Consider the following 25481-nt stretch of genomic DNA (forward strand, 5'->3'; position numbering starts at 1 on the left):
GTGATAATACCGCCCAATGAAGTAAAGACATAAACTCCCTCCCTTTTTTAAAACGAAGTCAGTCGTCTTATTATGCTTTTTTTGAGCAATCCTAGACGTTAGGAAATCTTCGCTGAATATGTATTTTTTTATCGAATACTTGCCTCGCTTAAAAGTATAACGCAATTTATGTGGGTTTGCATGGCTTTGAAAACGGTGAAGGCTAACTTGAACGAAGTTTTATATATAGGTAGAAAAGGAGGGGGAACAGACCTGAAAAATTTATTAAAAAAATTTTCTTAAGGGTGAATTAATAGAGTATCCATTGAGAAAAAGTGGGTTATCTAGCATAATATAGGATAAAAGGCGCGCGGATGGAAAAATCATGAAAAACACATATTTACTTAGCTATTTACCAATCATTTCAATCTTATTATTCAGCCTCTCCTTTGCCATTTATGGGGAAATGCAAATGCTCAAGTTATTTGGGAATTTGGGAATCTATTAAGGGATGCTTGAGTTCTTTTCTGAAACCGGCATCAAACTGGCGCTGCTGATCGTATTGCTCCTATCATTCTTCATGGTTCTCGCTGCATTGAAGCTGATCTCCGATACGATATTGGAGCTGTCTTTATTATTCTTTTCCAAGGATTCGGAGGGTAAAGCCCTTACCAGTGTAAGAAAGGAAGCGGTCATATATGTGATTGGCGGTGCCTGTTCATTGTTCAGTGTTCAATTCATCATCGGGCTTGGGTCGATCTTTATCGCAACGAATATTGTGGCTTTAATTTATTTTGTCAATAAGTTAAGCCCAAGCCTGGACTTATCGAGGCTGGTGGGATTGGTCTTCTTTCCAATCTTCGCTTGGACGGCACTGATTTCAATTGTCGCTTATGCGGGATTGAAGCTTTATAACAGCGTTATTGCAAGTCTTCCCATATAGCAAAAAAGAAGGTGCCAACTCGGCACCTTCTTTTTTCATTCGGCAGTCTGGCTGATATCCTTCCAAATCAATACATGGGGTGAGTGTGAATAGATGGATTGCAGAGTGGATGGCTTGTCTCTCCCAACCCAAACCCCCGTTGTATAGTTTGCTGTCAGACCGACAAACCATATGTCTTTCACGTCATTGGTCGTACCGGTTTTCCCGCCGACATAATCCGTAGGAAAGTAGGCTTTGCGGGCTGTCCCGGAAAGGGACGTTCCGTGGAGCAGCTGCAGCATCTTGGCTACGGTGCCTTTGCTCCATATCTCCTTGGAACGGTCTTTCCATTTATAAAGGACTTTACCTTCTTGATCGGTGACTTTAGTAATGGCCCGCGCTGGCTGATAGTTTCCGTCATTGAAGGAAGTATAGGCATCCGTCAGTTCTAGGGGGCTCATGCCATATTCGAATCCGCCTATGGCCGAACTTGTATGGTGGTCTTTTTTGCTCACCTTTTTAAAGTCGAAAGCATCCAGGTACTTGAAACTCGTCTCAACCCCCGTCTTTTCAAAAAGCCTTATGGCGGGTGTGTTATAGGATTGAGCGAAGGCAGTTCTTATTGAGACCATCCCGTAGCTGTCACAGCTATAATTCTTTGGGCAATAGCTATTGCTGCAATAGCTTGCTCCACTAACGAGCTGATTGATGTCTGCATCCGTTTCTTCTAATTAGGGAGCATAATCGAGAAGTGGCTTAATGGCTGACCCTGGCTGCCTATAGCTTTGGTATGCCCGATTGAAAGAATTTTTTTTATAATCCTTTCCCCCAATCAAAGAGACAAGCTCGTGCGTATGATGCTGTATAACCACTAAAGCTCCCTCGATATCATTGACACCGAGTTTTGATTGAACAGCAGTCTTTGACTGTGTTTGCAGTTTAGTATCGAGGGCGGTATGGATGGTTACACCGGAATTCAAAAGCTTTTTTATCTTTTTATCCAGCTCGGATTCTGCCTGCTTACGGATAGCGATATCAGGGCTTTGCAGAGTTTTGTCGAGACCCTCGGAGGATGCAACCAGGTTTTTCAATTCCTGATGAACATACGCCACGTAATCGGGATATAAGTCGACTGGGGTGGACAAGTCTAATTTAATCTTACTTTTGATAAGTTTTTCGTACTCGTCCTGTTTTAAATCACCTTTGGCCACCATTTGTTTCAGTAATATCTCCTGACGCTGTTTCGTTGCATCGAAATGTTTAAGAGGTATAGTTTTCCGGATTATTAGGGATTGCGGCCAGGAAGGCAAGTTCCGCCTTGGATAACTCTCCAGTCGGTTTACTGAAATAATATTGGGAAGCAGCTTCGATTCCATATGCGCCATTACTGAAATATATGGCATTCAAATACAGCTCCATGATTTCCGGTTTTGATTTTTTTCTCTCTATCTGATGGGCATAAATGAGCTCACTGAGTTTTCGGTTATACGACCTATTGTGTGAGAGATAAACATTCCTGGCCAGTTGCTGGGTAATGGTACTGCCGCCTTGTTCGATTGTTTTATTTTGTGAATTGATAAGAAGCGCCCTGCTTATGCCGGATATATCAACGCCTGCATGATCATAAAATTTCTGATCCTCTGTAACGATGAACAGATTTTCCAGGAAAGGGGTGATGTCTTCAAGTTTTAGGTAAGTTCGTTTCTCACCAGTGGAAATTTCACTGATGACTTTCCATTTGCGGCCTTCATGTAACTATAGCCAGTTTTATCGATTCAATGGGAATTCGCTCGTCGAGTACATGATAGGGAGATTGCGCTACGGACCACTCCCGATAAGAAAGGAAAATGGAAAAGATCAGTATGGGAACTAAGAGGAAAATCGTGATATAACCAAGATACGTGCGCATAGTTCAACTTCCTCACTAATATATTTTTAGTATGTCCTTGGATTGAAGGGATGAAAAAATGGTACTTTTGGTCCACTCATCCATCATAATCCATATAAGGTAGACAATAAAGAGTTTTGGGTAAATTAGGTATGACGTCAGGGTCCGTATCCGAATGGTATGTTACGATCCTAAGAAAAAATTTCTAAATCTTCTGTTATAATGAGAAAAAAACCATTTTTTGTTTATATGTTGATGTCAGGAATATGAAGGGGGTCATAAAAATGGAGGAACAACAGCAATATGTATTCATTGATTTTGAATTTACGATGCCGGAAGGAAAAGCCAATCCAGTAGGGTTTTATCCAGAAATCATTGAGGTTGGTTTAGTCACCGTCCTTAATGAGACCATTCAGGAACAATTCTCATCTTTTGTTAACCCGATGAAATTTCCAGTTTTGACGGGGAGATGCAAGAAGTTCTTGAACATTGCCCAGGATCAGGTGGACCGGGGGATTTCATTTGAAGAGCTGGTCACTTTATTGAAGAAAATAGATGAACAGCACCCGACGACGATTGTTACATGGGGAAATATGGACATGAAGGTGCTTCGCCAGAACTGTCAGAAAGCAGGGTTGGATTTCCCTTTTTCAGGGAAACAAGTTGATCTTTGCCTGGAGTATAAACGCTTTTTCGGGGATCAAAACCAAACCGGACTTTGGAAAGCTGTACAGGCCTATGGAAAAGAAGGGACAGGTAAGCATCACAGGGCGTTGGATGATGCCATTACGACATATAATATCTTTAAGTTAGTAGAGAAAGATAAAAGTTATATGAAAAACCATGAACCGACGACAATTGGCGATCGCATTGATTTATCAAAGGTATTGAATCATTTAGCGTTATAAAAGCCAAATCATATACTACTGATTTGGCTTTTATCATGTTTTATTTGAAATAGTCTGCTGCTAGATCTTCAAGCAACTGTAAGCTTTTATCATTCCACTCTGTTTGGGCTTCGCTTAAAGTGCTTTTCATTTTCTCAACAGCTTCTCTTAAGGATTCCTTATACTCAGGAATCTCCTCATCAAAGTTCTTTACCATATTCTTCGGGACATTGGTTTGCTCCCGGAATGCCAGAGCACGCCGCTGATGGAACATGGACACTTCCGTTTGCTTCGGGTTATGAAGATCTCCCTGCATGGGATGCTTCAAGACAGCCAACACTTTAACAAGATATGCTGCAGGTCTGATATCGGTGACTTCCCCGATGTATTTTCCAGTTTTATATATGGCGGTAACCTTATCGCCTATTTTAAAATCCTGTTCTGACATTTCCCTACCACCTTTCTTTTAACTTCCTTCATGATACATAAGAACAACGACTTTTCACAGCGAATTTGTTCAATTTCGTAAAGATGCTTTTTTTATGAAAATCGTGTAAAGTGTACAAATGAAGATGGAAAATGGTGTTTCATGCCATTTTATTTTAAAAAGAAAGAGGTTATATACAATGACAAACTTTCCACAATTAACAAGTGAAGTTTTGGAAAACGAAAAAGCGGTCATCATGCAAACGACGATGGGCGATATTAAAATTAAACTATTCCCTGAACTGGCTCCAAAGACAGTGGAGAATTTCCTGACACATGCTGAAAACGGTTATTACGAAGGAATCATCTTCCACCGTGTCATCAAGGATTTCATGCTTCAAGGCGGAGATCCGACAGGGACTGGAATGGGTGGAGAAAGTATCTGGGGAGCCCCATTTGAGGACGAGTTCTCCATGCAATTATTCAATTTGCGCGGAGCTCTTTCCATGGCTAATGCAGGCCCGGGAACAAACGGCAGCCAATTCTTCGTCGTACAAGCCCAGCATGTGGACAGCAGGATGGGTGAGCAAATGAAGCAAGCCGGTTATCCGGAGGAAATCATCAGTGCATATATGGAACAAGGAGGCACACCATGGCTGGATCATAAACACTCTGTTTTTGGACAAGTGGTCGAAGGCATGGACGTTGTTGATACGATTGCCAACGTGGAGACAGTTGCGGGAGACAAGCCAGCAGTGGACGTGGTCATAAAAGGGATCACCATATTATAAATAAAAGAAAAGCGGGGGGCTTACTGCCTCTCGTTTTTTTATGTTTTAGTGGATTACGCCCACTAGTGGATTGTTCTGGTAATTGATATAATGGGATAATGCAGTTTAATTCCCTATCAGGAAGGATGTATCGGATGGATTTTCTCAATCATGCTTTACTGGGTTTGTTTCTTTACTTTCCAGAAGACAAGACTGAATATATCTCGGCTGGTATAACCTGCTTCATTTTTTTAGTGGCAGCCGTTTTTACGATGAGGGCAATTATAAGATATTCAAAAAAGGAAGAAATGAAAACCAAGCAATTCGAAGATGAAGTCACCAAAAGGAACCAGCGAATGAAGGATGATACCATTTCTTGATCCTGGAAATGCCAGCAATTGCGAGTATCTGAATATGAATGGTATTATGTTCTTGTTAGAAGGTAGAGAAGAATTAAATGTTCCCTTATCAGCATAAGCATTTTATACTATAAACATAGAGATAGATAGAAATTTTGGGGGCGTAATTGGTTATGCAAATCATAGCGAAAAGAATGATTGCGGCAGATACGGTTAAGGACTTTTTCATTCAGCACTGGGAGACGACTCAAGTCGTTTTTTCAAGAGGCTTGTTTCATTATGCGGAACTTGAGGGTGTTGGGGTGATGGACGAGAATGAAAAAATCACGGGGTTGGGAACATACAAATTATCCGGCCATGTTTGTCAGATCATCTCTTTGAATAGTGAGCATGAGAATCAAGGTGTGGGCTCATCGTTGCTTTACGTGATGGAAAATATCGCTAAGGAAAAAAATTGCCATATTATTAAAGCGATTACAACGAACGATAATCTACAGGCATTGAAGTTTTTTCAAAAGCGTGGTTATGTCATCTCGGAAATCGTTAAAAATGCCGTTGAAGAATCACGGAAAATCAAGCCCGAAATACCATTTTACAGTTTTGATGGAATTCCGATCAGAGACGAGATAATACTGGAGAAATACTTATAATAAGGTGAGATTCACCTGGATTTTGATAGGGGGAATAGGGATGTTTAAGAAAATGGCGGCGGATGCCCTTGGTCTTAGTGATATTGGAAGTGTGATTAAGCCTGCTGATTATGACAAGGTGGATGCAGATGACTATATCATGCATGAAGATGGGGAAAAAATTTATTTCCTGATCAAATCGAAAACCGATGAGTATTGTTTTACGAATCAGGCTTTCATACATTTGGACGGCACAAGTGCCATAAGCAAAAAGCGCACACTTACAAGGTATAGCTACAGCCAGCATAATATTTCCAACGCTACACTTGAAACCGCAGGGTCCGTGGATTTGGATGCGGAAATTAAATTTTCGATCGGTGCAAAGACTTTCTCGATTGATGTCCATAAGAAATTCATTGAAGAATTAAAAGACTTATTCAAATCACTCGTGAAAATCTCGGAAATTTGCCATGAGAATGAGTATGCCCTTCAATATGCCCAGCAAAGCGTAAACCTTGCTTCTTCCACTTTGAACCAGGTTCGAACTGATGGAAGCCAAATGGCTGCAAGTTTCAAGGAAATTAATTCTGCAGCTTTCGAATGGTTGATGGATAGCCGGAAAAAGTACCATGTTAAAGATTTCGGCTTTGTTTTCGAGAAATATATCAATAATTAAAAAAGGAGGCGAACACGGAATGTGTCCGCCTTCTTTTTTAATTGTTCAAATCACTCAAGCCAGGGCTCATGATCATAAACCCATGATCCATTCCATGGATTGCCGCCAGCATCGACAGGAAGGGATGCTTTCGCACCAATGATGAAGTGATGGGGGTTTGCGCCGCCTTTGATGACTTCATCCAATGGGGCGCCGTCGATAGCGGAATCTCCAGGCATATTCCCGCCAGCACCATTCAGCAGCTGATTGATGGTTGATTGGACAAGTTCAATGTGGCTAAGTTCCTCCAAGAAAACTCCACGGAGTAAATCGCGATATTGTTTAGCCTTGCCGCGGAAGTTTGCGCTTTGGAAAGAATACTGCATCATCGTCCGCATTTCACCGAATTGTCCTCCAAGCGTTTCCTGAAGTACTTTTGCTGCATTCGGATCAGGCTTATCGGGAACAATCATATTGATTAAGTCTTCTTTGTAGAAATCCTTGAAGTTAATATTTCTAAGTTAGCTTCTGTTATCTGAATTAAATTATCCCTAAGGTAAAAAGTACCTTTATGGAATGGCGGGATGAGAGAAATACTAGAGGGAAGAACGATTTTGAAAGGATGTTGCACATGCTATCCAATCAGCGGCTTAAAGAATTTCAACAGCAATTGCAGCAATCGAAGCAAGAGTTGGAAGAGCGATTAAATGATTCAGGCAACTACGATTTAAGAAGAAGTTTGGAGGATTCGACAGGTGAGTTATCGAGTTACGATAATCATCCCGGAGATGAAGGAACCGAGTTATATGAACGGGAAAAGGATTTGGCCCTTTCCGAGCATGATCGCGATGAAATAAGGGATATTGAACGAGCTCTTTCCGCCATCGAGGCTGGTGTGTATGGAAAGTGTGAGGTTTGTTCAAAGGAAATACCTCTTGAACGTTTGAAAGCCATCCCTACCACGACTTATTGTGTCGAACATACCCCATCACAGGAAACTTCGGACAATCGGCCGGTGGAAGAGGAAGTGCTGGGACCCCCATTTGGAAAGTTCGATTATGATGACCGTCACGAATCGGTTGCATACGATGCGGAGGATTCTTGGCAGGATGTTGCCAGTTATGGAACATCTGAATCGCCTTCCGATTTTGTAAATCCGCCAAACGATTACGAAGATATGTATGTCGAGTCCGAGGAAAATATCGGATATGTCGAAAATTATGAAAACTTCGTTGGTGTGGATCTATACGGTAAAGAGATAACGGTTTATCCAAACTCCCAATATCAAGAATTGAAAGAAGAACTTTTTGAAGAAAATATTCAAACCTCGTTTGGGGATTTGCCACGATATGAGCATGATCCTTATGTCGATGAAGAGAAAGAATGAAAAAGAAGAACCAGGATTCTAATCCTGGTTCTTCTTTTTATTTATGAAAACGCCAATTTCAAACGGTTTAGCCCTTCCATCAGGACGCTGCGTGAACAACCGAGATTCATTCGGACGAAACCTTCCCCGCCAGGTCCATATTTTGAACCAGGTTCCAATGCGAGCTTCCCTTGATGGATCAGTCGATCCTTGATTTCCTTGTCGGTCAATCCAAAATCACGGCAGTCAATCCATAAAAGGTAAGAAGCTTCCGGATGCATGACATGCAGTGAAGGAATTTCGGCAGCAATGAATTCCTCTGCCACTTTTATATTTTCCTCAATATAGCCAATCATTTCTTCAAGCCATTCCAGGCCCTCTCGATAAGCGGCTTCCATTGCTGTTAAGGCAAAGATGTTAAGACCATGGAAGGCCAGTTTCGTTTGCGCCTTTTGCAGTTGCTTCTGCAATTTTTCATTACTGGCGATCAGGAATGAAGCCTGAATGCCGGCAATATTGAATGTTTTGCTTGGTGCCATCAATGTAACGGTTATGTCCGCCAAATTTTTTGAAAGCGAGCCGATCGGATAATGCCTTGATGTTTTATGGAATAAGTCAGCATGTATCTCATCACTGACGATGACTACGTTATATTTTGCACATAACTCCCCGATTCGTAACAGTTCGCCCTTTGTCCAAATGCGTCCGCCCGGGTTATGCGGACTGCAAAAAAGGAATAGCTTCACTCCGCTTTTCAGCTTGTCCTCAAAATCGGTGAAATCAATCTCGAAGCGGTCCTCTTTCATGATAAGGGGACTATTGACCACGACCCGGTCATTATTTTTGATCATATCAAAAAAGGGGGTATAGACTGGAGATTGTAACAATATTTTATCGCCCGGGTACGTGAATGCTTGGATCGTTGTACCGATTGCAGAAACGACGCCAGAGCTAAATGAAATCCACTCTTTATCGATTTGCCAGGAGTGCCGGTCTTTAAGCCAGCTTTGAATTTCGGTGAAAACCGTTCCAGAAGGGACCGTATAACCGAAAATTGGATGGTTCAAACGTTCCATCAATGCCTTTTGAATGCCCTCAGGAGATGGGAAGTCCATATCGGCAACCCACATTGGGAGAACATCTTCGCGACCATATAATGATGTGAGCGAGTTTTTATCCCATTTTGCAGACCCTGAGTTTTCCCTGTTTATTTGTTCTTCAAATATTGACTTGTTCAAAATATCCACCACCGAATAAAAATTTGTCATTTCGCGAAAAGCTTGTTGTTATGATACTATGAAATCATGTTCTTTGAAAATATTGAGCAGGTGATGATTACATGGATACACAGCAAATGAATCTAGCGTTGGTTGCCGTATTGCAAGAATGGGATCCATTCAAGATAGGGTGGGATCTTTATGAACCGGAAATTGCAGATACGGTCGTAGCAATCCGGGATATTGATGTACCAAAGGAACTGGCGGAAAAAATAAAATCCATTTACGAGTTCTCGTTCGATGAATCCGTTCAGATGGAAAAGTGCCTTGAAGTTGCACAACAGCTGCTCATCATAAAAAATGATGCCAGCTGTTCGATCTAAGGTGAAAAAGGGTGTACCCATCAGGGGCACCTTTTTTAGTTTTTTTTGCTCTACACTCGTAGTTTGTGCAGTATACTTGTAGTTTGTGCAATACTCGTGAATTTGCGCGATATACTCGTGAGATTGTGCCATTTACTCGTGAGTTTACGTTGGGGTGGCCACTCCAATAAACCCTTTAATTAATTGATACACTTCTTCCGGTTTCTCCTCTGGAAGAAGGTGCCCGGATTCCTCAAGGACAACAAGCTTGGAATTAGGCAGGTCTTCATGGAGCCTTTGGCCAATATTCAATGGCACAACTCGATCATGCCTTCCCCAAATAAGCAGGCATGGTGTATGAATATCACTAAGGTCCTCCTTCAATAAATCGACTTCCTTGTCCCGAAGCATCCTCCCCAATGCCCGGAAAATATCATGCTTCTTTATGAAGGGCCCTAGATATCCCTGCCGCATTTCATCGTCAATCATGGCCGGGTCATGGACGACATTTTTCAAATTCTTTTCGATACCTGATTTTTGTAGATACCTTTTTATCCCGAATGAAAAGAAGGGCAGGTAACTGACCATCTTCATTTTCTCCGAATAGCTGGGCTGATAGCCTGAACCAGCAAGAAGAATGGCATGGTCGACAAGCTCAGGATACGATTTGATGAGCTGCAGGGAAATCTGCCCGCCCATGGAATGGCCGATGGTGCTGAATTTCCTGATGTCTTTTCCTTCTAAGAACATAACGACTGATTTGGCGATGTTCCGGAATGAATATGTATATCGATAATCTTTTCCGCTTTGCCCGAATGGCGGGAGGTCTATGGAAATCACATTGTATTCCTTGATTAAATAGGGCACTAATTTACGGAAACTGAAGCTCGACGATAAAAATCCATGAAGCAGGACAAGGGTGGGGAGGGAATCGTCGATTCGGTCATATTCAAAATAGATATCCATATTATCCACCTGTTCGACGCCTTTGATTGTATGACTTTCCATAAAAGCTCCTCCTCCGTAATTGGTCCATGATAAAAATCCGTGTTTTCCTTGATATTCCAAAAAAGGTCCTTTAATACTGTTGCATAACAGTAATTGTAATAATAACGATGAAAAAAGACAATTACTATAACAGGTCACCAACCAATTTTGATATAATAGTGTAAGTTTATCCTGACAGAATAGGACTTATTAAATTATATTGTCATATAGGTTTTTAAAAAAGTCTAATAAGGTAATTCGTGAGACTATCTGCCAGCCAAACCATCACATCTAAATTAGTGAATTCCAAAAGGGGGGTTTTCCAATGCACTTGAATGAAGAGGAATTGGAAGTCTTGAGAATCATTGAAACTAACAGCCGGATTGATATGAAGGATTTGGCTAAAATGACCGATCAATCAGAATCGGACATTGAAATTACATTGAAGAAATTAGAAGATATGCGGGTCATTGTCCGTTATTTAACAGTCATTAACTGGGCTAAAGTGGATGAATACCATGGTGTCACAGCTATGATCGATGTAAAAGTCACTCCTAAACGCGGCGTCGGTTTCGATGAGGTCGCAAAAAGGATTTACAAATTCAAAGAAGTCCAGTCCGTTTATTTGATGTCTGGGGCTTATGATCTTTCGGTCATTGTCGAAGGACGTTCGATGAATGAAGTGGCAAGCTTTGTTTCGGAAAAGCTTTCGACATTGGATTCCGTCATTTCTACGACGACTCACTTCATTATGAAAAAATACAAGCATGATGGCACTATTTTCGAGCAAACTGAAGAAGATAAGCGGATAGTGGTGTCACCATGATTAAAACGAGTTATGTTTCAAAAACGGTTGCAGAGATTAAACCATCAGGCATCCGCCGTTTTTTCGACTTGGCTGCCAATTTGGAAGGGGTCGTCTCCCTTGGTGTGGGTGAACCGGATTTCGTTACATCTTGGGCAGTAAGGGAAGCGGCGATCAACTCCTTGGAGGAAGGGTATACCTCTTATACGGCCAATGCCGGATTATATGAATTAAGGTCGGAAATCAGCGGGTATATGGAGAAGCAGTTCCATGTTTCGTATAGACCGGAGGATCAAATCATCGTCACGGTCGGAGCAAGCCAAGCCCTCGATATTGCCCTGAGGACCATCTTGAATCCGGGTGAAGAAGTCATTGTCGTCGAACCGTGTTTCGTCGCCTATGCACCGCTTGTGACCATGGCAGGGGGAATACCGGTCACGGTCCAAACATCCAAGGAAGATGATTTTAAGTTGACTCCCCAACAACTCGAGGCGGCGATCACGCCTAAAACGAAGGCTGTATTAATCTGTTCGCCGAATAACCCGACAGGAACCCAACTTGGTCAGGAAGAATTAGTGATGCTTGCTGACATCGTTAAAAAGCATGACTTGCTGGTGATTTCCGATGAAATCTATGCAGAACTTGCATATGATGAGACATTCACTTCTTTTGCTGCCATTGACGGCATGCTTGAGCGGACAATTGTCATCAATGGGTTTTCGAAAGGGTTTGCGATGACTGGATGGCGTCTTGGGTTCGTTTGTGCACCTAAGGAAATTTCCGAAGCGATGCTTAAGCTTCATCAATATGCGATGATGTGTGCGCCGACCGTTGCGCAGCATGCTGCATTGGAAGCTTTAAAGCACGGAATGCAGGATGTGGAGGAAATGCGCCGCAGTTATCGAAGAAGGCGAAATTATATCGTGAAATCATTTAACGATATGGGGCTGGATTGCCATAATCCTGGCGGGGCTTTTTATGCATTCCCTTCAATCGAGAAAACGGGAATGACTTCAATGGAATTTGCTGAAAAACTTCTGACGGAAGAACTTGTAGCCGTTGTGCCGGGTGATGTATTTGGGGAAAGCGGAGAAGGTCATATCCGCTGTTCCTATGCATCCTCGATGGAACAGCTTCAAGAAGCGCTTAGAAGGATGGAACGTTTCATGAAGAATCATTGCAAATAAAAGCAAAAAAATAGGGATCCGGCCGTTCCAAGCAGCCGGATCCCTTTCCATAGGGGGAATTAGAAAAAAGAGTTAATCTAATGGATTAACATAGAAAGTGTTAATCATAGTATATCCAGTACCCTGAAAAAAAATACACATACTATGACCCTTTTTTTGAATTAAGCTTGTGTATTATATAAAGTATGCATAACATTCAGAATTTGGTCTTCACTAAAGTCCTTGGCTGTTCTTAGAATGAGCTCCGCTTTTTTTGTTCCGATTTCTTCAATCAGTTTTTTTAAGTTCTCGTCGATACCAGCTGCGTTCCCAGTTTGGGCATCCTTCAGGAATTCTGAAGCAGGAATGTCAAGAACGGTGGAAAGCCGTAGAATGGTTTGTGTATCTGGAATCGATTCACCTGATTCATACATTTCTATCTTCTTCGTGCCGATTCGTAATTTCAAAGCAAGTTCCTGTTGAGTGAGGTTGTGATTCTCTCGGTATTGCCGGATATTCTTCGCGATATTTGACATAGTCAGACACTCCTTTTTCAGGAAATATATTTTCTTCTTGTCATTATTTTACCATATTATTACTTAGGGAAAGTCACGGAATATGTAGGTTTTGTGAAAAAAATGCCGCATCGAGAAATATCGAAACGGCACGTCGGATGTTAAATGAGATTAGTGGACTTAAGGAATACGAGTATGATCATGATCGGCACGACGTAGCGAATCAGGAAATACCAAAGTTTAAAAAGTGATCGGCCGGAATCAGGGCCAGATTCGAACTCCTTTTGTACCTCGATCCTTTTCATTTGATAGCCGATGAAAAGAGATATGAACAAGGCACCGACTGGCAGCGCGATATTGCTTGTCAGATAATCAGCGAAATCGAATATGGATAAATTGAAAATCTTCACATCCGAAAGCACCCCAAATGATAATGCACTAGGAATCCCAATCAGGAAAACGGTGATACCAGCTATCCAAGAAGCCTTCTTCCGCTTTGCAGCATCACCCTTGATCATGGCTGCAACGGTGATTTCGAGAATGGAGAATGCCGTCGTAAGGGTGGCAAATAATAATAATATGAAGAAAATGAACATGAAGATCCCGCCAAGCGCCATTTCATTGAATACGGCAGGCAACACGACAAAAACCAGTCCAGGCCCGCTTGAAGGGCTGAAACCCAGTGCGAAAACGGCCGGGAAGATGACCAAACCTGCCAGCAAGGAAATGAAGATATTCAGTCCAACTACCGAAAAGGCCGATTTTGTAATATCTTCTTTTTTACTTAAATAGGATGCGTAGGTTACCATCACGGAAACACCGACACTTAGTGCAAAGAAGGATTGGCCAAGTGCCAATAGGATCGTTTCCCCTGTTAATGCGGAAAAGTCCGGCTTCAAGAAGAATTTAACACCCTCCATCGCCCCATCCAGAGTCAAGGAACGGATAAGAAGAATGATGAAAAGGATGAACAAGGAAGGCATCATATATTTATTAGCCTTTTCAATTCCCTTGGAAACCCCGCCTTGCACGACCCAAATGGTAAAGACCATGAATAATAACTGAGCGATAACCGTTTCATATGGATTACTGATTATCGTATTGAAGAAGTTCCCATATTCCTCTTGCGTCAAGTTTGAGAGAGAACCTGTAAAGCTTCTTGCTAAATACGAGATGATCCAGCCTCCGACAACACTGAAGAAGGAAAGAAGAATGATTGAAGCGACGACACCGCCATATCCAATCAACGCCCAAGGCTTTCCAGGGGCGATATGTTTATATGCGCTAATGGCATCTTTCTGTGCATTGCGGCCAATCGTGAATTCCGCTATTAATATCGGTGCACCGATAAGTATGGTGAATAAAATGAAGAGCAGGAAGAAGGCCCCTCCGCCATTTGCCCCAGTCATATATGGGAGCTTCCAGATGGCGCCTAATCCAATAGCGGATCCCGCGGCTGCTAGGATGAACCCAAGTTTTGAAGTCCATTGATCTTGTTTTGACATGATGGAAAAACTCCTTTGGATGTAAAGAATATCTAGCTGTATAATACTTATTTAAAACATTTCCTCATCTTACTATGATTCTGGGGAAATGGGTAGTGCTCACTATTGCAATCTTTAGAAAAATGAGCAAATATTTAAGGGGAATAGAGGTTATTTGCAAATTTTTAGGATAAGTTATACATAAAGAACTTATAATATTTATTATTTCCAAAAAACAAACATTTTTAATGAGTAAAATCCCAAAAAGTATGGTATACTTAACTTTGATTATTTTCCAATTATGTGATATAATTTTTTATTGCGTGAAAAGACGAAAAAATATATATAAAATAGGAGTGTTACCATGTCTGAAAAATTCGAAATTGGTGCGGTAGTTGCTGGTAAAGTAACTGGTATTCAACCATACGGTGCATTTGTTGCTCTTGATGAATCAACTCAAGGTTTAGTTCATATTTCTGAAATTACTCACGGCTTCGTTAAAGATATCAACGAACATTTAAAAGTGGGCGATGAAGTGAAAGTTAAAGTGCTTTCCATCGATTCAGCTGCTGGAAAAATCGGCTTATCGATCCGCGCTACAGAAGAAGCTCCTGAGCGTACTGAAGCTCCGAAAAAAGCTCCGAAAAAACGCCAAGCTTCTGTTAAAGCGACATCTCACATCGAATCTACTGAAGGTTTCAACACATTGAAAGACAAACTTCAAGAGTGGATTGAACAATCTCAACGCGAAGACTTAATCAAAAAATAATTTTGGGAACCGGCAGATCCTTCGATCAGCCGGTTTTTTTTGTCCAGTGGGGCATATGAATGAAATAAAGCCGGGTCATGTGTTTATCCATGGTCCGGCTTTATTTTATAAAACATAAACAATGTCGATGACATCAACGAGTCGGTTTAGTTTCAGGCTCTCTGGAAGTTTCAGGGCTTGGTTTAAAGAGAAGACCAAGATTAATGAGACCGGCGATTCCAACCAACCCATAAACGATACGGGCTAATCCAGCACCTTGCCCCCCGAAAATCGAAGCGACCAAGTCAAATTGGAAAAAACCTATTAATCCCCAGTTGATTGCCCCAATTATTGTAAGAACAAGTGCAGTTCTTTGTATTCCACTCATTGTACTGCCTCCTTTTTTTTGAAAAAAATCAGTTCTTTATTTATCATGCTTTTTCATCATGTAAATATACATCACTCCAAAAGTTCCGGGCGGATATTTTGTATTTAAATGGAACATTGGTCATAATGAATAAAAGAAAAACTAGCACATGCACTTTGGACAATTCAAAATCGGAGTCAATATGGCATCATTAAAGGAGAGATATCCATTGGAGAATTACACTTATAAAAATCCTACTAAAGTCATTTTCGGCAAAGGTCAGCTTGAAAGCCTAAAAACTGAAATTCCTGCGTATGGCGATAAAGTTTTACTTGTATACGGTGGAGGAAGCATAAAGAAAAATGGCTTATATGAAAAAGTGGTCAATACCTTGAAAGTGATTGATGCAGAGGTGCACGAACTTTCCGGAGTTGAACCGAATCCACGCATCTCGACAGTCCGGAAAGGTGTTGATCTTTGTAAAGAACATGGTATCGACTTTGTCCTGGCTGTTGGGGGAGGAAGCGTAATCGACGCTACAAAGGCCATCGTTGCGGGTGCAAAATATGAGGGGGATCCATGGGATCTTGTCATTAAGAAGGCACCAGTCGAAGAGGCGCTTCCATTCGGAACGGTGCTGACTTTAGCTGCAACCGGCTCTGAGGCGAATTCGGGATCTGTCATAACAAACTGGGAAACGAAAGAGAAATATGGATGGGGAAGTCCATTGGTATTTCCGCAGTTCTCCATTTTGGATCCTGAAAATACTTTTTCAGTACCAAAAGACCAAACGGTATACGGAATGGTCGATATGATGTCACATGTGTTCGAAACGTATTTCCATCCGGAAACGCATGCGCCGCTACAGGACCGTTTTTGTGAATCGCTGTTATCTACGGTGATTGAAACGGCACCTAAACTATTGGAAGACCTGGAGAATTACGAGCACCGGGCTACCATCCTGTATGCCGGAAACCTGGCCTTGAATGGGTCGCTTGGGGTCGGTTACAGCGGTGATTGGGCAACGCATAACATTGAACATGCCGTTTCAGCTGTTTATGACATCCCGCATGCAGGGGGATTGGCCATCTTATTCCCAAATTGGATGAAGCATGTGCTTCATGAAAATGTCGCACGCTTTAAACAAGTGGCAGTCCGTGTATTCCATGTGGATCCTGAAGGGAAGACAGATGAGGAAGCTGCCCTTGAAGGCATTGAAAGACTTAGGTCATTTTGGAGCAGCTTAGGGGCGCCGACCAATCTTTCCGATTATGGCATCGATGACTCACAATTGGAAGTCATGGCTGATAAAGCGATGAGCAGAGGGGATTTTGGAAGATTCAAAGTGCTGAACCGTGAAGATGTTCTTGCCATTTTACGGGCTTCATTATAAACAAGTGATATGATCCATTCTCCCGCCTTGTCAGGTGGGAGATTACTTTATATGCATAATTCATTGTTTACTTGATCGATTTCTTGATTATGAGAATTACATCAGATAAAGTGAAAGGGAAACTAAAGAATTCAAGGAGGAATTTGAATGGCCCATATTCGTTTCGATTATTCAAAAGCCCTGCCGTTTTTCGGGGAGCATGAAATTACCTATTTACAGGATGCTGTAAAAGTGGCACACCATTCCCTGCATGAGCAGACAGGGGCAGGCAATGAATATCTTGGCTGGCTTGATTTACCCGCCAATTATGATAAAGAAGAGTTCTCAAGAATCAAAAAAGCTGCGGCGAAAATAAAAGAAGATTCAGAAGTGCTGCTGGTTATCGGAATCGGTGGATCATATCTGGGAGCGCGGGCAGCAGTTGAAATGCTTCAACATAGTTTTTATAACATTTTACCTTCGGATAAAAGAAATGCTCCGCAAATTTTATTTGTGGGTAATAATATAAGCTCTACATATATGCAGGACGTAATGGACCTATTGGAAAATAGGGATTTCTCGATCAATGTCATCTCTAAATCCGGTACGACCACGGAGCCTGCACTGGCCTTCAGGATTTTCCGGAAACTGCTGGAACAAAAATACGGCGTTGAAGAAGCTAAGGGCCGCATTTATGCTACCACTGATAAAGAGAAGGGTGCATTAAAAACGGTAGCGACGGAGGAAGGTTTCCAAACTTTCGTCATTCCCGATGATGTTGGCGGACGTTACTCGGTCTTAACGGCTGTAGGTCTGCTTCCGATTGCGGTCAGCGGTGCGGATATCGATCAAATCATGGAGGGAGCCGAGCGCGCCAGGGTGGACTTCAGTTCTTCCGAGTTAGGCGAGAATCAGGCATACCAATATGCGGCGGTTCGGAATATCCTTTACAATAAAGGGAAAACGATTGAAATGCTGATAAACTATGAGCCTGGACTTCAATACTTCTCTGAGTGGTGGAAACAATTATTTGGGGAAAGTGAAGGAAAGGATCAAAAAGGGATATTCCCTTCATCGGCTAACTTCTCGACTGACTTGCATTCATTAGGACAGTATGTCCAGGAAGGTCGGCGTGATCTTTTTGAAACAGTCATCAAAGTGGAAAAGGCCCGTCATGAAATCTTGATTGAAGAAGCGGCAAATGACTTGGATGGCCTGAATTACCTATCAGGTAAAACGGTACAATTCGTGAATGATAAAGCATTTGAGGGTACGCTGTTAGCCCATACGGACGGTGGCGTTCCAAACCTGATCGTAACGGTTCCTCAGCTTGATGCTTATACTTTTGGCTACCTTGTGTATTTCTTCGAGAAGGCGTGTGCAATGAGCGGATACTTACTGGGTGTAAATCCATTTGATCAGCCTGGAGTGGAAGCCTATAAGGTGAACATGTTTGCTCTTTTAGGAAAGCCGGGTTATGAAAAGAAAAAAGCGGAGCTCGAAAAGCGCTTATAATATAAAAGGCATCAAGCCGGAATAACATCCTGCTTGATGCCTTTTTTTGTTGAAAGCTAAAGCAGTGTCATCAAGGAAGCGACGAAGAGAGAGGAACTTCACAAAAGCATAAGGGTGTCTTGGAAGCAAACTTTCGCCAATCGAGGGAACAAAAGGGGCATTCCAGGTTTTTTTTAAGGCACTTTGGTTAAGCTAATAGAAAATTAGCGAAAGAGGTTTTATACAATGATTAAAATTTCTTCTCAGTTGGAAGGGAAAACATTCGGTTTGTTCGATCTGGAGACGAAGTTGAAACCGGAAGGATACGTGATAGGCGGGGGATGGGATTATGACCACGGATCTTTTGATTATAAGATTGATGGCAGAGATGGCTACCAATTCTTGCGAGTCCCTTTCAAGGCTGTTGATGGTTCGCTCGATAAGGATGGGGTAATGGTCGAACTATTACAACCGTTTTTGCTATCTCACAAGTACGAGGACGGGATGGATGATGAAGGAAATATCGGAAACCTCTCCGCTTCCTTCAATCAGTTTGCCGAGCCTGAAGATCCGGATGCCGAATTTCCGGAAAACTATATCTCATTAGGAAAAGCGCTTGTCCGTGATTTGGAAAAGCTTTTATTACATTAATCTTCAATGATGAGCAAGGTGTCATCACCATGTATGATTACATCTCCAGGGGGCTTGAATAATGTCTTGCCTCCTGTAATGATGCCGACCAATAAAATATCTTGATCGAATAGTTTAACGTTCAACTGTTTAAACGTCAATTCAACCCAGTCATCCTGGACGGACAACTGCTTGATGTTCAATCCATTCCGGTCTGTTTGCTCTTCGGCATCCGCAAGGATCCCCTTCGATAAGCAATCCTGCATATATTCACTCGCAAATTTATTCGTTTCCACGATACCGTCCGCTCCAGCCCGTAAAGCATTTTCCTTTTGTTCATGCGTTAATATCTCCACAAGACAATATACATGAGGATTCAGCCCTTTGACGGCCAGTAATGTTAATATCGAAAACATATCCGTTTGCAGCTCGTCTTGCTTAAGGTCAGCCGTGATCAGGACGCGTATGGCTTGCTTTACATTTGCTTTCTGCAAAACGGAATCCAATGTAGCCTTTCCTTGGATAAAGTGGATATTCGTTCTTGGAAGCGGGTGCTTTTGCAGCGTATCATCTATAAGGACAATGCATTGATGATGGTTACGATCATGAATGTTTTGGATGATCCTCTGGGAACGGCCATTCCAGCCCACAATGATAAAATGTCCGTCGCCGCCGAATACTTTCTTTCCTGTTAGAAATTGCTGTTCACTGGAAATGGAAATCTTTGCAATGTACGCAAAATAAGAGGTGATCAGGCCGGCGCCTGACAAAATGAGGACCATCCCAATGACTTTACCAAGATTTGTAACGGGAGTGAAATCTCCGTATCCCACCGTTGACATAGTCACGATTGCCCACCAGATGCCATCAAGTAAAGTAGGGAATCTCTCCGGCTCCACAAAGTGTATCAAGACCCCGAATGAAAGTAAAAATAATGCGATGGTGGATAGCAACCTGATGAAACGCGGGAATCTGGGAACGATGCTGGTGTATGGACCGATTCGAATCATGTTTTTCCCCCCCCTAAGCTGTTCCTTTTAGTATGGTCAAAAAAGGCTTGACTCATAAGGGTGCGGCCAGACAAACTTTGAATGATGAATATTGGGAATTTGCCATTATATTCCAGGTTAATGATAAAAGCCTTCCGGATGATGTCGGAAGGCTTTTATGGTTGAGTCACGTATCCTGAACTGGACTTCATGCTCGATGATTGATTATATGACCGTTTGCGTTGCGGTATTCCTTCATCTTTTTTTAGACCCTTCTCCGGACGTTAAAGTTATCACTGATGAGCAGCCAGTTTTGAGGGAAGGCTAAGCCGAGCTTCCAATAACTCATTCCCCTTAGGTTCAGTTCTTTGATTAAATCGAATTTAGCCTGAATGGATCTGGCATCTTCAAACCACACCTCATGTTTCCTATCCTCTATATCGGTATAGTTGAAGTGCGGGGCCTGTGCGGTTTCATCATACTCGATGGCAACATTATTGGCCGCCGCAATCTGGATGGCCTGCTGCGGACTCACGGCCTTGGCAGTGGATCCCTGTACAAAAGGCAGGGTCCAATCATAGCCATATAGATTCTGCCCCATCAGGATCTTGTTGGAGGGAATATCGGTGACAGCATATTCGAGAACATCCCGAACAGGTCCAATAGGTGACACAGCCATTGCCGGTCCCCCGCTATATCCCCATTCATAAGTCATGATGATAACGAAGTCGACTATTTCACCATGTGCTTTATAGTCATGTGCCTCATACCAACGGCCTTTTTGCTCAGCACTTGTTTTAGGGGCAAGTGCCGTGGAAATGAACCATCCTTCTTTCTTGAATCGTTCCTTGGCTTTTCGGAGAAATTGATTATACGCTTCCCGATCGGCCGGCCTTAAAAACTCAAAGTCAAAGTGAATATCCCGGAATCCATATTTCTTTGCCGTTGTAACGATATTGTTCAGGAACTTATTCTGAATGGAAGTATTCGTTAAAATGATTCGCCCAAGCTCATCGCTGAATTGGTCATTTTCCTGATTCGTGATGACCATCATCAGGACATTTTTATTTTCTCTGGCGATGGCAGGGAATTCATTGAGCAAAGGCTCCTTTAAGGAGCCGTCACGAAGCGCCTGGAAGCTGAAAGGGGCTAAATAGGTTAAATAGGGCCCGGCTTCCCTGGCGGCCGTTTCAAGGGCCGGTGCAACCGATGTACCCCGCGGCTCGACATACCCGTTAAATTCGGCGGTCCTTTTCTTTCGTGCCGGAATATAGATCCGGTATCCAACGGATAGGTTTTGATTTTCGGAAATGCCATTTATTTTTGCCAATTCTTGAACAGGGACATCAACTTTTTGAGATATCGAATATAAACTATCACCCGGTTGAACGAAATAATAACTGCCGACGATCGGAATGACAAGGGCCTGCCCCGAAACAAGATTATTTGGGTTAGGGATCTTATTTGATTCGATGAGCCTGTCAACGGTTACGCTGTATGTCTGGGCGATGCCATATAACGTCTGGCCTGGCCTAACCACATGTATTTGCAATTCTTTTCCCTCCTACTGAAAGTTTCCTAACAGTTTATGAGCATAAAAAGAAATTCATGATAAAGAGCTTAGGATTGAGAGAATCCCAATTGGAAAAATTCAATAAATTGGCAATAATAATTTAAGCTTAAAATGCTAATTAATATTAGTAGGAGGTGAAAACACATGGCAAACAACAATAACAGAAATCAACTAGTAGTAGCTGGTGCAGAGCAAGCTCTACAACAAATGAAGAATGAAATCGCTAGTGAATTTGGTGTAAACCTAGGTGCTGACACTACTTCTCGCGCTAACGGATCTGTTGGTGGGGAAATCACAAAACGTTTGGTTCAAATGGCTGAACAACAACTAGGCGGTTCAAACTTTTCTCGTTAATTAATTGAATAAATATGGATTAGAAAGAGAAGGAGCATCGCTCCTTCTCTTTCGCATTGTTCAGCCATGCGACTGCCGGGCTTTTAAAATCTTGATTGCCTTTTCAGGGAAATCGGTCATGATGACGTCGACTCCCAACTCTGCCAGCTTGACGATGTCGGCTTCATCATTGGCGACCCAAGGACGGATTTTATATCCAAGTTTTTTCGCTTTTTCATTAACTTCCGGGGTCAGGCTGTTTTTATCCGGATGAAAACCCGCTTCTTTTTTATCACGTAAGATCTCTTCGTAGTTTTCAGGAAGCCCCTCGAACAATAATGCACGTTCAAGGTCTGGGGCAAGCATCTTCACTTTTTCAATGGATTGATGGTTGAAGGAAGAGAGGATCACCCGATTTTCCATTTGATATTGACGAATTAGATCAATGATTTTCTGTTCGATTCCCTCGTAAGCGAGTTTATCCGTTTTGATTTCGATATTCATCAATAAAGCGTTGCCCTTAGCCCAGTCGAAAACGTCCATTAAAAAAGGGATTCGCTCCCCAAGGAATTCCTTGGAAAACTTGCTCCCGGCATCAGCCGTTTTCAGCCTTTGTGCCGAATGCTCTTTTACATAACCAGTAAGGGTGGTCGTTCGATCAAGTGTTTCGTCATGGATGATGACCAATTCCCCATCAGAACTGAGATGGACATCGAACTCGATCCCTTCGGCCCCGATTTCTGCCGCCTTTTGAAATGCAGCCATGGTATTTTCAGGATGCGTCCCCTTGGACCCCCTATGTGCAAAAATAAGTATGTTTTGCAAAATCATCACATCCCCTTTAAACTTTATCTTGAACCCTATCATACATGTATCCCTGAATTGTTTCAGCAATGTTTAATAGACAATGTTTTAAACAACGAGTAAAATACATATGGTATTTCCATTAATAGGTGTTCGAAATATGAGGTGAATAAAATGAATATGTGGGAAATTTTTGTTGCAGTTGTCCTTGGTCTTGTAGAAGGATTAACTGAGTTTGCTCCTGTATCTTCTACAGGGCATATGATCATCGTCGATGATTTATGGCTGAAATCAACTGATCTTTTCGGGAGTGAAGTGGCCAATGCCTTTAAGGTGGTCATCCAGCTTGGTTCGATACTCGCCGTTGTCGTGCTCTTCTGGGGACGGTTCATGGACTTGCTTGGGTTAAGGAAGCTGAAGGGCACATCCGCTGCGAACGGCCCAAAGCTTAACTTATTGCAGATTTTTGTCGGATTGCTGCCGGCTGGCGTTTTAGGTCTAATATTCGAAGATTACATTGATGAACATTTATTTACGATGAAGACGGTTATCGTCGGATTGTTCCTTGGCGCATTCTTGATGATTGCTGCGGATAAATTCCGTCCAAAGCTGACTGCAGAAACGGTTGACCAAATCACTTATAAACAAGCTTTCGGTGTAGGGTTAATTCAATGTTTGTCACTGTGGCCGGGATTCTCGCGTTCAGGTTCGACGATTTCAGGCGGCGTACTTTTAGGAATGAGTTATCGGGCCGCTTCCGATTTCACGTTCATCATGGCAGTGCCGATCATGGCAGGTGCCAGTCTGTTGAAAATCGTGAAATATTGGGAATTCTTCACGCCTGAAGTTCTGCCATTCTTTATTGCAGGTTTCATCAGTGCATTTATCTTTGCATTATTCTGTATCCGCTTTTTCTTGATTTTAATCAATAAAGTTAAATTGACTCCTTTTGCCATTTACCGGATCGTCTTGGCGGTCGTGCTTCTATTCATTATTTGGTAATACGAAATGAAGCGTGAAATAGGAGAGGAGCCACCCCGTTGACTCGGGGTGGCTTTTTTTTGCGGTCGAAAAAAAGCTGAATTCCCGTAAAAATTATAACGAATAATAATTTTGTTTTGATGTTTTTAATTCGTTATTACCTAGTTAATTGTCAATAAATCTTTTGATAATAAAAAAATATTCGGTTTTTGGAGTGGTTTCAGACATAATTAGTAAAAAAATTATAAGTGTGATAAAGCTCCCTGAGCGTAGTGATACCAACGTGTTTGAGTATTTTTCTCAATATTCAAATGATTACATAAACTATTCTCATATAATTTATATGATATAATTTTAGTATAAATAAAGTACAGATGTACATCTGGGGAGGACAATATGGGGAATGACCAATTGAAGAAAACGGTTGGCTTTTGGGTTGGAACATCAATTGTAGTTGGTACAGTTATCGGTTCTGGTATTTTCATGAGACCTGGTGACGTGCTTGAGTTAAGCGGTAATTCAACCATGGCCTTACTAGCCTGGCTGATAGGCGGCCTCATTACCCTTGCAAGCGGGTTGACGATTGCGGAAGTGAGTACACGGATCCCTAAAACCGGGGGCTTATATGTTTATATGGAAGAAGTGTACGGAAAAGCATGGGGATTCCTATGCGGCTGGGTTCAGACATTGGTATATGGACCTGCAGTCATGGGCGCACTCAGTTTATACTTCGGGTTATTAGTCGCAGGAATATTTAATATCGCTTCTGGCTACACTTTGGCGATAGGGATTCTGACGATCGTATTTATAGCAGGCATGAATCTTCTGGGGACAAAATACGGCGGTATCATACAAACCTTATCGACCGTTGCTAAACTGATCCCCATCATTTTCATAGCGGTGTTCGGTATCGCACAAGGTGATATGCCTGTATTCAATATCGATAGTGAAAGTTCAATGAAAATCAGTATGGCCGGAGCAATTTTGGCTACGCTCTGGGCATATGATGGCTGGATGAATGTCGGCTTCATGGCTGGGGAAATGAAAAACCCGCAGAAAACGCTGCCGCGGGCAATCATAACGGGATTAGTCGTGGTCATGGTCGCTTACTTGGCTGTGAACCTTGCCATGCTTCATGTATTGGGGGCCGAGGGAGTCATAGCTCATGGCACGAATGCAGCGAATGTTGCGGCAACGCTTCTATTTGGTGAATTGGGCGGGAAATTGATATCAATCGGAATTGCGATTTCAATCTTCGGTTGCTTGAACGGAAAGCTTTTGACTTTTCCGCGCATTACCTTGGCGATGGCGACTGATAAAATGATGCCAGGCCATAAACAAATCGGAAAAATATCGCCCAAGTTCAAAACGCCTATAAATGCGACGATATTGCAGGTGATCATTGCAATCATCATGATGGTTGCAACAGACCCTGATAAACTTACCAATATGGCTGTATTCTCTGTCTTCTGTTTTTATGGATTAGCTTTCTTCGCAGTTTTTATCTTACGCAAAAAAGATCCGGATGCGAAAACTTATAAAGTGCCGTTTTACCCATTCATCCCCATCGTGGCGATTGCTGGAGCAATATACATTGTTGTAAGCACATTAATCGATACACCTTTAAATGCCTTGTACTCGGTGATCATCCTCATTATAGGTATGCCAGTGTATTGGCTCCTTAAAAAAAGTGAACGGGATGATGAACGTTCATATTAATGAAAAACCCTTTACTGCATGCAGTGAAGGGTTTTTGTGAATTTGCGGAACAAA

The 25481-nt window shown here is 42.2% G+C and carries 31 protein-coding genes and 1 pseudogene; 18 read left to right on the top strand and 14 right to left on the bottom strand.

The window, feature by feature from the left end; genetic code table 11:
* The first annotated feature begins 364 nt into the window (after positions 1-364).
* Together ACFVSH_RS08060 and ACFVSH_RS08065 are read left to right on the top strand one after the other, a co-directional pair.
* The gene (locus ACFVSH_RS08060; RefSeq protein ID WP_387603958.1) at positions 365-487 is read left to right on the top strand and encodes a hypothetical protein; all 123 of its coding nucleotides are present in this window, start codon (positions 365-367) and stop codon (positions 485-487) included.
* A 3-nt stretch (positions 488-490) separates the two neighbouring features.
* A complete protein-coding gene (locus ACFVSH_RS08065; RefSeq protein WP_387705502.1) occupies positions 491-922 on the top strand; it encodes a DUF5366 family protein in 432 nt (143 codons plus the stop codon).
* A gap of 35 nt (positions 923-957) precedes the next feature.
* On the opposite strand, the gene ACFVSH_RS08070 is transcribed toward ACFVSH_RS08065, so the two are convergent.
* The 4 genes from ACFVSH_RS08070 to ACFVSH_RS08085 form a co-directional block, all read right to left on the bottom strand.
* A complete protein-coding gene (locus tag ACFVSH_RS08070) occupies positions 958-1533 on the bottom strand; it encodes a penicillin-binding transpeptidase domain-containing protein (RefSeq protein WP_387705503.1) in 576 nt (191 codons plus the stop codon).
* Between the two features lie 99 nt (positions 1534-1632).
* Entirely contained in the window at positions 1633-2115 is a 483-nt protein-coding gene (locus ACFVSH_RS08075; RefSeq protein WP_387705505.1) for a hypothetical protein, read from the bottom strand.
* Between the two features lie 46 nt (positions 2116-2161).
* A complete protein-coding gene (locus ACFVSH_RS08080; protein ID WP_387705533.1) occupies positions 2162-2629 on the bottom strand; it encodes a transglycosylase domain-containing protein in 468 nt (155 codons plus the stop codon).
* Positions 2630-2648: 19 nt separating this feature from the next.
* Entirely contained in the window at positions 2649-2810 is a 162-nt protein-coding gene (locus tag ACFVSH_RS08085) for a hypothetical protein (protein ID WP_387705507.1), read from the bottom strand.
* A gap of 263 nt (positions 2811-3073) precedes the next feature.
* On the opposite strand from ACFVSH_RS08085, the gene kapD reads away from it, so the two are divergent.
* Complete coding sequence (kapD, locus tag ACFVSH_RS08090; protein ID WP_387603945.1) at positions 3074-3697, top strand: 3'-5' exonuclease KapD; 624 nt, start codon at positions 3074-3076, stop codon at positions 3695-3697.
* Positions 3698-3737: 40 nt separating this feature from the next.
* Here kapD and kapB read toward each other — a convergent pair whose 3' ends face one another.
* The gene (gene kapB, locus ACFVSH_RS08095) at positions 3738-4124 is read right to left on the bottom strand and encodes a kinase-associated lipoprotein KapB (protein WP_260285688.1); all 387 of its coding nucleotides are present in this window, start codon (positions 4122-4124) and stop codon (positions 3738-3740) included.
* 178 nt (positions 4125-4302) lie between these two features.
* Between kapB and ACFVSH_RS08100 the strand changes: the two genes are divergently transcribed.
* The 4 genes from ACFVSH_RS08100 to ACFVSH_RS08115 all read left to right on the top strand — a co-directional run bounded on the left by ACFVSH_RS08100 (position 4303) and on the right by ACFVSH_RS08115 (position 6536).
* Positions 4303-4893, top strand: a complete 591-nt coding sequence (locus ACFVSH_RS08100) for a peptidylprolyl isomerase (protein ID WP_034310270.1) — start codon at positions 4303-4305, stop codon at positions 4891-4893.
* 134 nt (positions 4894-5027) lie between these two features.
* Positions 5028-5252: a hypothetical protein gene (locus tag ACFVSH_RS08105; RefSeq protein WP_192206910.1), complete on the top strand. Its 225-nt coding sequence runs from the start codon at positions 5028-5030 to the stop codon at positions 5250-5252.
* 152 nt (positions 5253-5404) lie between these two features.
* Positions 5405-5881, top strand: coding sequence for a GNAT family N-acetyltransferase (locus ACFVSH_RS08110; RefSeq protein ID WP_387603940.1), 477 nt, complete (start codon positions 5405-5407; stop codon positions 5879-5881).
* 40 nt (positions 5882-5921) lie between these two features.
* Positions 5922-6536, top strand: coding sequence for a PH domain-containing protein (locus ACFVSH_RS08115; RefSeq protein WP_387705509.1), 615 nt, complete (start codon positions 5922-5924; stop codon positions 6534-6536).
* A gap of 68 nt (positions 6537-6604) precedes the next feature.
* Here the strand turns inward: ACFVSH_RS08115 and ACFVSH_RS08120 are convergent.
* A pseudogene (locus ACFVSH_RS08120) lies at positions 6605-7027 on the bottom strand (manganese catalase family protein); the annotation flags it as partial.
* Positions 7028-7146: 119 nt separating this feature from the next.
* Here ACFVSH_RS08120 and ACFVSH_RS08125 point away from each other — a divergent pair.
* A complete protein-coding gene (locus tag ACFVSH_RS08125) occupies positions 7147-7902 on the top strand; it encodes a TraR/DksA C4-type zinc finger protein (protein WP_387603937.1) in 756 nt (251 codons plus the stop codon).
* A 41-nt stretch (positions 7903-7943) separates the two neighbouring features.
* Here the strand turns inward: ACFVSH_RS08125 and ACFVSH_RS08130 are convergent, their stop codons facing one another.
* On the bottom strand, positions 7944-9119 hold the full coding sequence (locus tag ACFVSH_RS08130) for a MalY/PatB family protein (protein ID WP_387705510.1): 1176 nt from the start codon (positions 9117-9119) through the stop codon (positions 7944-7946).
* 101 nt (positions 9120-9220) lie between these two features.
* Between ACFVSH_RS08130 and ACFVSH_RS08135 the strand changes: the two genes are divergently transcribed.
* Entirely contained in the window at positions 9221-9481 is a 261-nt protein-coding gene (locus ACFVSH_RS08135) for a DUF1871 family protein (protein WP_387705512.1), read from the top strand.
* Positions 9482-9625: 144 nt separating this feature from the next.
* On the opposite strand, the gene ACFVSH_RS08140 is transcribed toward ACFVSH_RS08135, so the two are convergent.
* The gene (locus ACFVSH_RS08140) at positions 9626-10468 is read right to left on the bottom strand and encodes an alpha/beta fold hydrolase (RefSeq protein ID WP_387603934.1); all 843 of its coding nucleotides are present in this window, start codon (positions 10466-10468) and stop codon (positions 9626-9628) included.
* Between the two features lie 304 nt (positions 10469-10772).
* Here ACFVSH_RS08140 and ACFVSH_RS08145 point away from each other — a divergent pair, with 304 nt between their 5' ends.
* Together ACFVSH_RS08145 and ACFVSH_RS08150 are read left to right on the top strand one after the other, a co-directional pair.
* The gene (locus ACFVSH_RS08145; RefSeq protein ID WP_387603931.1) at positions 10773-11273 is read left to right on the top strand and encodes an Lrp/AsnC family transcriptional regulator; all 501 of its coding nucleotides are present in this window, start codon (positions 10773-10775) and stop codon (positions 11271-11273) included.
* Positions 11270-12439 (top strand): aminotransferase, encoded by a 1170-nt coding sequence (locus ACFVSH_RS08150; protein WP_260285675.1) that lies wholly within the window; start codon positions 11270-11272, stop codon positions 12437-12439. The genes ACFVSH_RS08145 and ACFVSH_RS08150 overlap by 4 nt, the downstream gene beginning before the upstream one ends.
* A 161-nt stretch (positions 12440-12600) precedes the next feature.
* On the opposite strand, the gene ACFVSH_RS08155 is transcribed toward ACFVSH_RS08150, so the two are convergent.
* Both ACFVSH_RS08155 and ACFVSH_RS08160 read right to left on the bottom strand, forming a co-directional pair.
* Positions 12601-12954 carry a helix-turn-helix domain-containing protein gene (locus ACFVSH_RS08155; RefSeq protein ID WP_387603928.1) on the bottom strand — a complete coding sequence of 118 codons (354 nt, stop codon included), beginning with the start codon at positions 12952-12954 and terminating at the stop codon, positions 12601-12603.
* Positions 12955-13094: 140 nt separating this feature from the next.
* A complete protein-coding gene (locus ACFVSH_RS08160) occupies positions 13095-14438 on the bottom strand; it encodes a sodium-dependent transporter (RefSeq protein WP_260285673.1) in 1344 nt (447 codons plus the stop codon).
* Positions 14439-14781: 343 nt separating this feature from the next.
* On the opposite strand from ACFVSH_RS08160, the gene yugI reads away from it, so the two are divergent.
* Positions 14782-15186, top strand: coding sequence for a S1 domain-containing post-transcriptional regulator GSP13 (gene yugI / locus ACFVSH_RS08165; RefSeq protein ID WP_034310304.1), 405 nt, complete (start codon positions 14782-14784; stop codon positions 15184-15186).
* A gap of 133 nt (positions 15187-15319) precedes the next feature.
* Here the strand turns inward: yugI and ACFVSH_RS08170 are convergent, their stop codons facing one another.
* A complete protein-coding gene (locus tag ACFVSH_RS08170) occupies positions 15320-15553 on the bottom strand; it encodes a DUF378 domain-containing protein (protein ID WP_387603925.1) in 234 nt (77 codons plus the stop codon).
* 181 nt (positions 15554-15734) lie between these two features.
* Between ACFVSH_RS08170 and ACFVSH_RS08175 the strand changes: the two genes are divergently transcribed.
* From ACFVSH_RS08175 to ACFVSH_RS08185, 3 genes are all read left to right on the top strand, one after another.
* Positions 15735-16925, top strand: a complete 1191-nt coding sequence (locus ACFVSH_RS08175; protein WP_387705514.1) for an iron-containing alcohol dehydrogenase — start codon at positions 15735-15737, stop codon at positions 16923-16925.
* Between the two features lie 147 nt (positions 16926-17072).
* Positions 17073-18419 carry a glucose-6-phosphate isomerase gene (locus ACFVSH_RS08180; protein WP_387603921.1) on the top strand — a complete coding sequence of 449 codons (1347 nt, stop codon included), beginning with the start codon at positions 17073-17075 and terminating at the stop codon, positions 18417-18419.
* Positions 18420-18644: 225 nt separating this feature from the next.
* Positions 18645-19049 (top strand): YugN-like family protein, encoded by a 405-nt coding sequence (locus ACFVSH_RS08185; RefSeq protein ID WP_387603918.1) that lies wholly within the window; start codon positions 18645-18647, stop codon positions 19047-19049.
* On the opposite strand, the gene ACFVSH_RS08190 is transcribed toward ACFVSH_RS08185, so the two are convergent.
* Together ACFVSH_RS08190 and ACFVSH_RS08195 are read right to left on the bottom strand one after the other, a co-directional pair.
* Positions 19046-20038 (bottom strand): potassium channel family protein, encoded by a 993-nt coding sequence (locus tag ACFVSH_RS08190; RefSeq protein WP_387603915.1) that lies wholly within the window; start codon positions 20036-20038, stop codon positions 19046-19048. The two genes, ACFVSH_RS08185 and ACFVSH_RS08190, sit on opposite strands and share 4 nt — an antisense overlap.
* Before the next feature lie 244 nt (positions 20039-20282).
* Complete coding sequence (locus tag ACFVSH_RS08195; RefSeq protein ID WP_387705516.1) at positions 20283-21569, bottom strand: glycoside hydrolase family 18 protein; 1287 nt, start codon at positions 21567-21569, stop codon at positions 20283-20285.
* A 165-nt stretch (positions 21570-21734) separates the two neighbouring features.
* On the opposite strand from ACFVSH_RS08195, the gene ACFVSH_RS08200 reads away from it, so the two are divergent.
* Positions 21735-21944: an alpha/beta-type small acid-soluble spore protein gene (locus tag ACFVSH_RS08200; protein ID WP_387603909.1), complete on the top strand. Its 210-nt coding sequence runs from the start codon at positions 21735-21737 to the stop codon at positions 21942-21944.
* Between the two features lie 60 nt (positions 21945-22004).
* Here the strand turns inward: ACFVSH_RS08200 and ACFVSH_RS08205 are convergent, their stop codons facing one another.
* Positions 22005-22748 (bottom strand): glycerophosphodiester phosphodiesterase, encoded by a 744-nt coding sequence (locus ACFVSH_RS08205; protein ID WP_387603906.1) that lies wholly within the window; start codon positions 22746-22748, stop codon positions 22005-22007.
* Between the two features lie 153 nt (positions 22749-22901).
* Here ACFVSH_RS08205 and ACFVSH_RS08210 point away from each other — a divergent pair, with 153 nt between their 5' ends.
* A complete protein-coding gene (locus tag ACFVSH_RS08210) occupies positions 22902-23729 on the top strand; it encodes an undecaprenyl-diphosphate phosphatase (protein WP_387603903.1) in 828 nt (275 codons plus the stop codon).
* Positions 23730-24104: 375 nt separating this feature from the next.
* Positions 24105-25427, top strand: coding sequence for an APC family permease (locus ACFVSH_RS08215; protein ID WP_387705518.1), 1323 nt, complete (start codon positions 24105-24107; stop codon positions 25425-25427).
* Positions 25428-25481 lie beyond the last annotated feature (54 nt).

This window comes from Peribacillus sp. NPDC058002 (genome assembly GCF_042886655.1).
Classification (GTDB): domain Bacteria; phylum Bacillota; class Bacilli; order Bacillales; family DSM-1321; genus Peribacillus; species Peribacillus aracenensis.

What these genes read in the sequence shown, in the direction of transcription:
- ACFVSH_RS08100 (WP_034310270.1), top strand. Translation starts at nt 4,303, where the DNA reads ATGACAAACTTTCCACAATTAACAAGTGAAGTTTTGGAAAACGAAAAA.
- ACFVSH_RS08180 (WP_387603921.1), top strand. Translation starts at nt 17,073, where the DNA reads ATGGCCCATATTCGTTTCGATTATTCAAAAGCCCTGCCGTTTTTCGGG.
- ACFVSH_RS08110 (WP_387603940.1), top strand. Translation starts at nt 5,405, where the DNA reads ATGCAAATCATAGCGAAAAGAATGATTGCGGCAGATACGGTTAAGGAC.
- ACFVSH_RS08200 (WP_387603909.1), top strand. Translation starts at nt 21,735, where the DNA reads ATGGCAAACAACAATAACAGAAATCAACTAGTAGTAGCTGGTGCAGAG.
- ACFVSH_RS08060 (WP_387603958.1), top strand. Translation starts at nt 365, where the DNA reads ATGAAAAACACATATTTACTTAGCTATTTACCAATCATTTCAATCTTA.
- ACFVSH_RS08125 (WP_387603937.1), top strand. Translation starts at nt 7,147, where the DNA reads ATGCTATCCAATCAGCGGCTTAAAGAATTTCAACAGCAATTGCAGCAA.
- ACFVSH_RS08175 (WP_387705514.1), top strand. Translation starts at nt 15,735, where the DNA reads ATGGCATCATTAAAGGAGAGATATCCATTGGAGAATTACACTTATAAA.
- ACFVSH_RS08070 (WP_387705503.1), bottom strand. Translation starts at nt 1,533, where the DNA reads ATGGTCTCAATAAGAACTGCCTTCGCTCAATCCTATAACACACCCGCC.
- ACFVSH_RS08065 (WP_387705502.1), top strand. Translation starts at nt 491, where the DNA reads ATGCTTGAGTTCTTTTCTGAAACCGGCATCAAACTGGCGCTGCTGATC.
- ACFVSH_RS08170 (WP_387603925.1), bottom strand. Translation starts at nt 15,553, where the DNA reads ATGAGTGGAATACAAAGAACTGCACTTGTTCTTACAATAATTGGGGCA.
- ACFVSH_RS08150 (WP_260285675.1), top strand. Translation starts at nt 11,270, where the DNA reads ATGATTAAAACGAGTTATGTTTCAAAAACGGTTGCAGAGATTAAACCA.
- kapD (WP_387603945.1), top strand. Translation starts at nt 3,074, where the DNA reads ATGGAGGAACAACAGCAATATGTATTCATTGATTTTGAATTTACGATG.
- ACFVSH_RS08140 (WP_387603934.1), bottom strand. Translation starts at nt 10,468, where the DNA reads ATGGAAAGTCATACAATCAAAGGCGTCGAACAGGTGGATAATATGGAT.
- ACFVSH_RS08115 (WP_387705509.1), top strand. Translation starts at nt 5,922, where the DNA reads ATGTTTAAGAAAATGGCGGCGGATGCCCTTGGTCTTAGTGATATTGGA.
- ACFVSH_RS08135 (WP_387705512.1), top strand. Translation starts at nt 9,221, where the DNA reads ATGGATACACAGCAAATGAATCTAGCGTTGGTTGCCGTATTGCAAGAA.
- yugI (WP_034310304.1), top strand. Translation starts at nt 14,782, where the DNA reads ATGTCTGAAAAATTCGAAATTGGTGCGGTAGTTGCTGGTAAAGTAACT.
- ACFVSH_RS08155 (WP_387603928.1), bottom strand. Translation starts at nt 12,954, where the DNA reads ATGTCAAATATCGCGAAGAATATCCGGCAATACCGAGAGAATCACAAC.
- ACFVSH_RS08210 (WP_387603903.1), top strand. Translation starts at nt 22,902, where the DNA reads ATGAATATGTGGGAAATTTTTGTTGCAGTTGTCCTTGGTCTTGTAGAA.
- ACFVSH_RS08215 (WP_387705518.1), top strand. Translation starts at nt 24,105, where the DNA reads ATGGGGAATGACCAATTGAAGAAAACGGTTGGCTTTTGGGTTGGAACA.
- ACFVSH_RS08085 (WP_387705507.1), bottom strand. Translation starts at nt 2,810, where the DNA reads ATGCGCACGTATCTTGGTTATATCACGATTTTCCTCTTAGTTCCCATA.
- ACFVSH_RS08190 (WP_387603915.1), bottom strand. Translation starts at nt 20,038, where the DNA reads ATGATTCGAATCGGTCCATACACCAGCATCGTTCCCAGATTCCCGCGT.
- ACFVSH_RS08185 (WP_387603918.1), top strand. Translation starts at nt 18,645, where the DNA reads ATGATTAAAATTTCTTCTCAGTTGGAAGGGAAAACATTCGGTTTGTTC.
- ACFVSH_RS08105 (WP_192206910.1), top strand. Translation starts at nt 5,028, where the DNA reads ATGGATTTTCTCAATCATGCTTTACTGGGTTTGTTTCTTTACTTTCCA.
- ACFVSH_RS08160 (WP_260285673.1), bottom strand. Translation starts at nt 14,438, where the DNA reads ATGTCAAAACAAGATCAATGGACTTCAAAACTTGGGTTCATCCTAGCA.
- kapB (WP_260285688.1), bottom strand. Translation starts at nt 4,124, where the DNA reads ATGTCAGAACAGGATTTTAAAATAGGCGATAAGGTTACCGCCATATAT.
- ACFVSH_RS08075 (WP_387705505.1), bottom strand. Translation starts at nt 2,115, where the DNA reads ATGGTGGCCAAAGGTGATTTAAAACAGGACGAGTACGAAAAACTTATC.
- ACFVSH_RS08145 (WP_387603931.1), top strand. Translation starts at nt 10,773, where the DNA reads ATGCACTTGAATGAAGAGGAATTGGAAGTCTTGAGAATCATTGAAACT.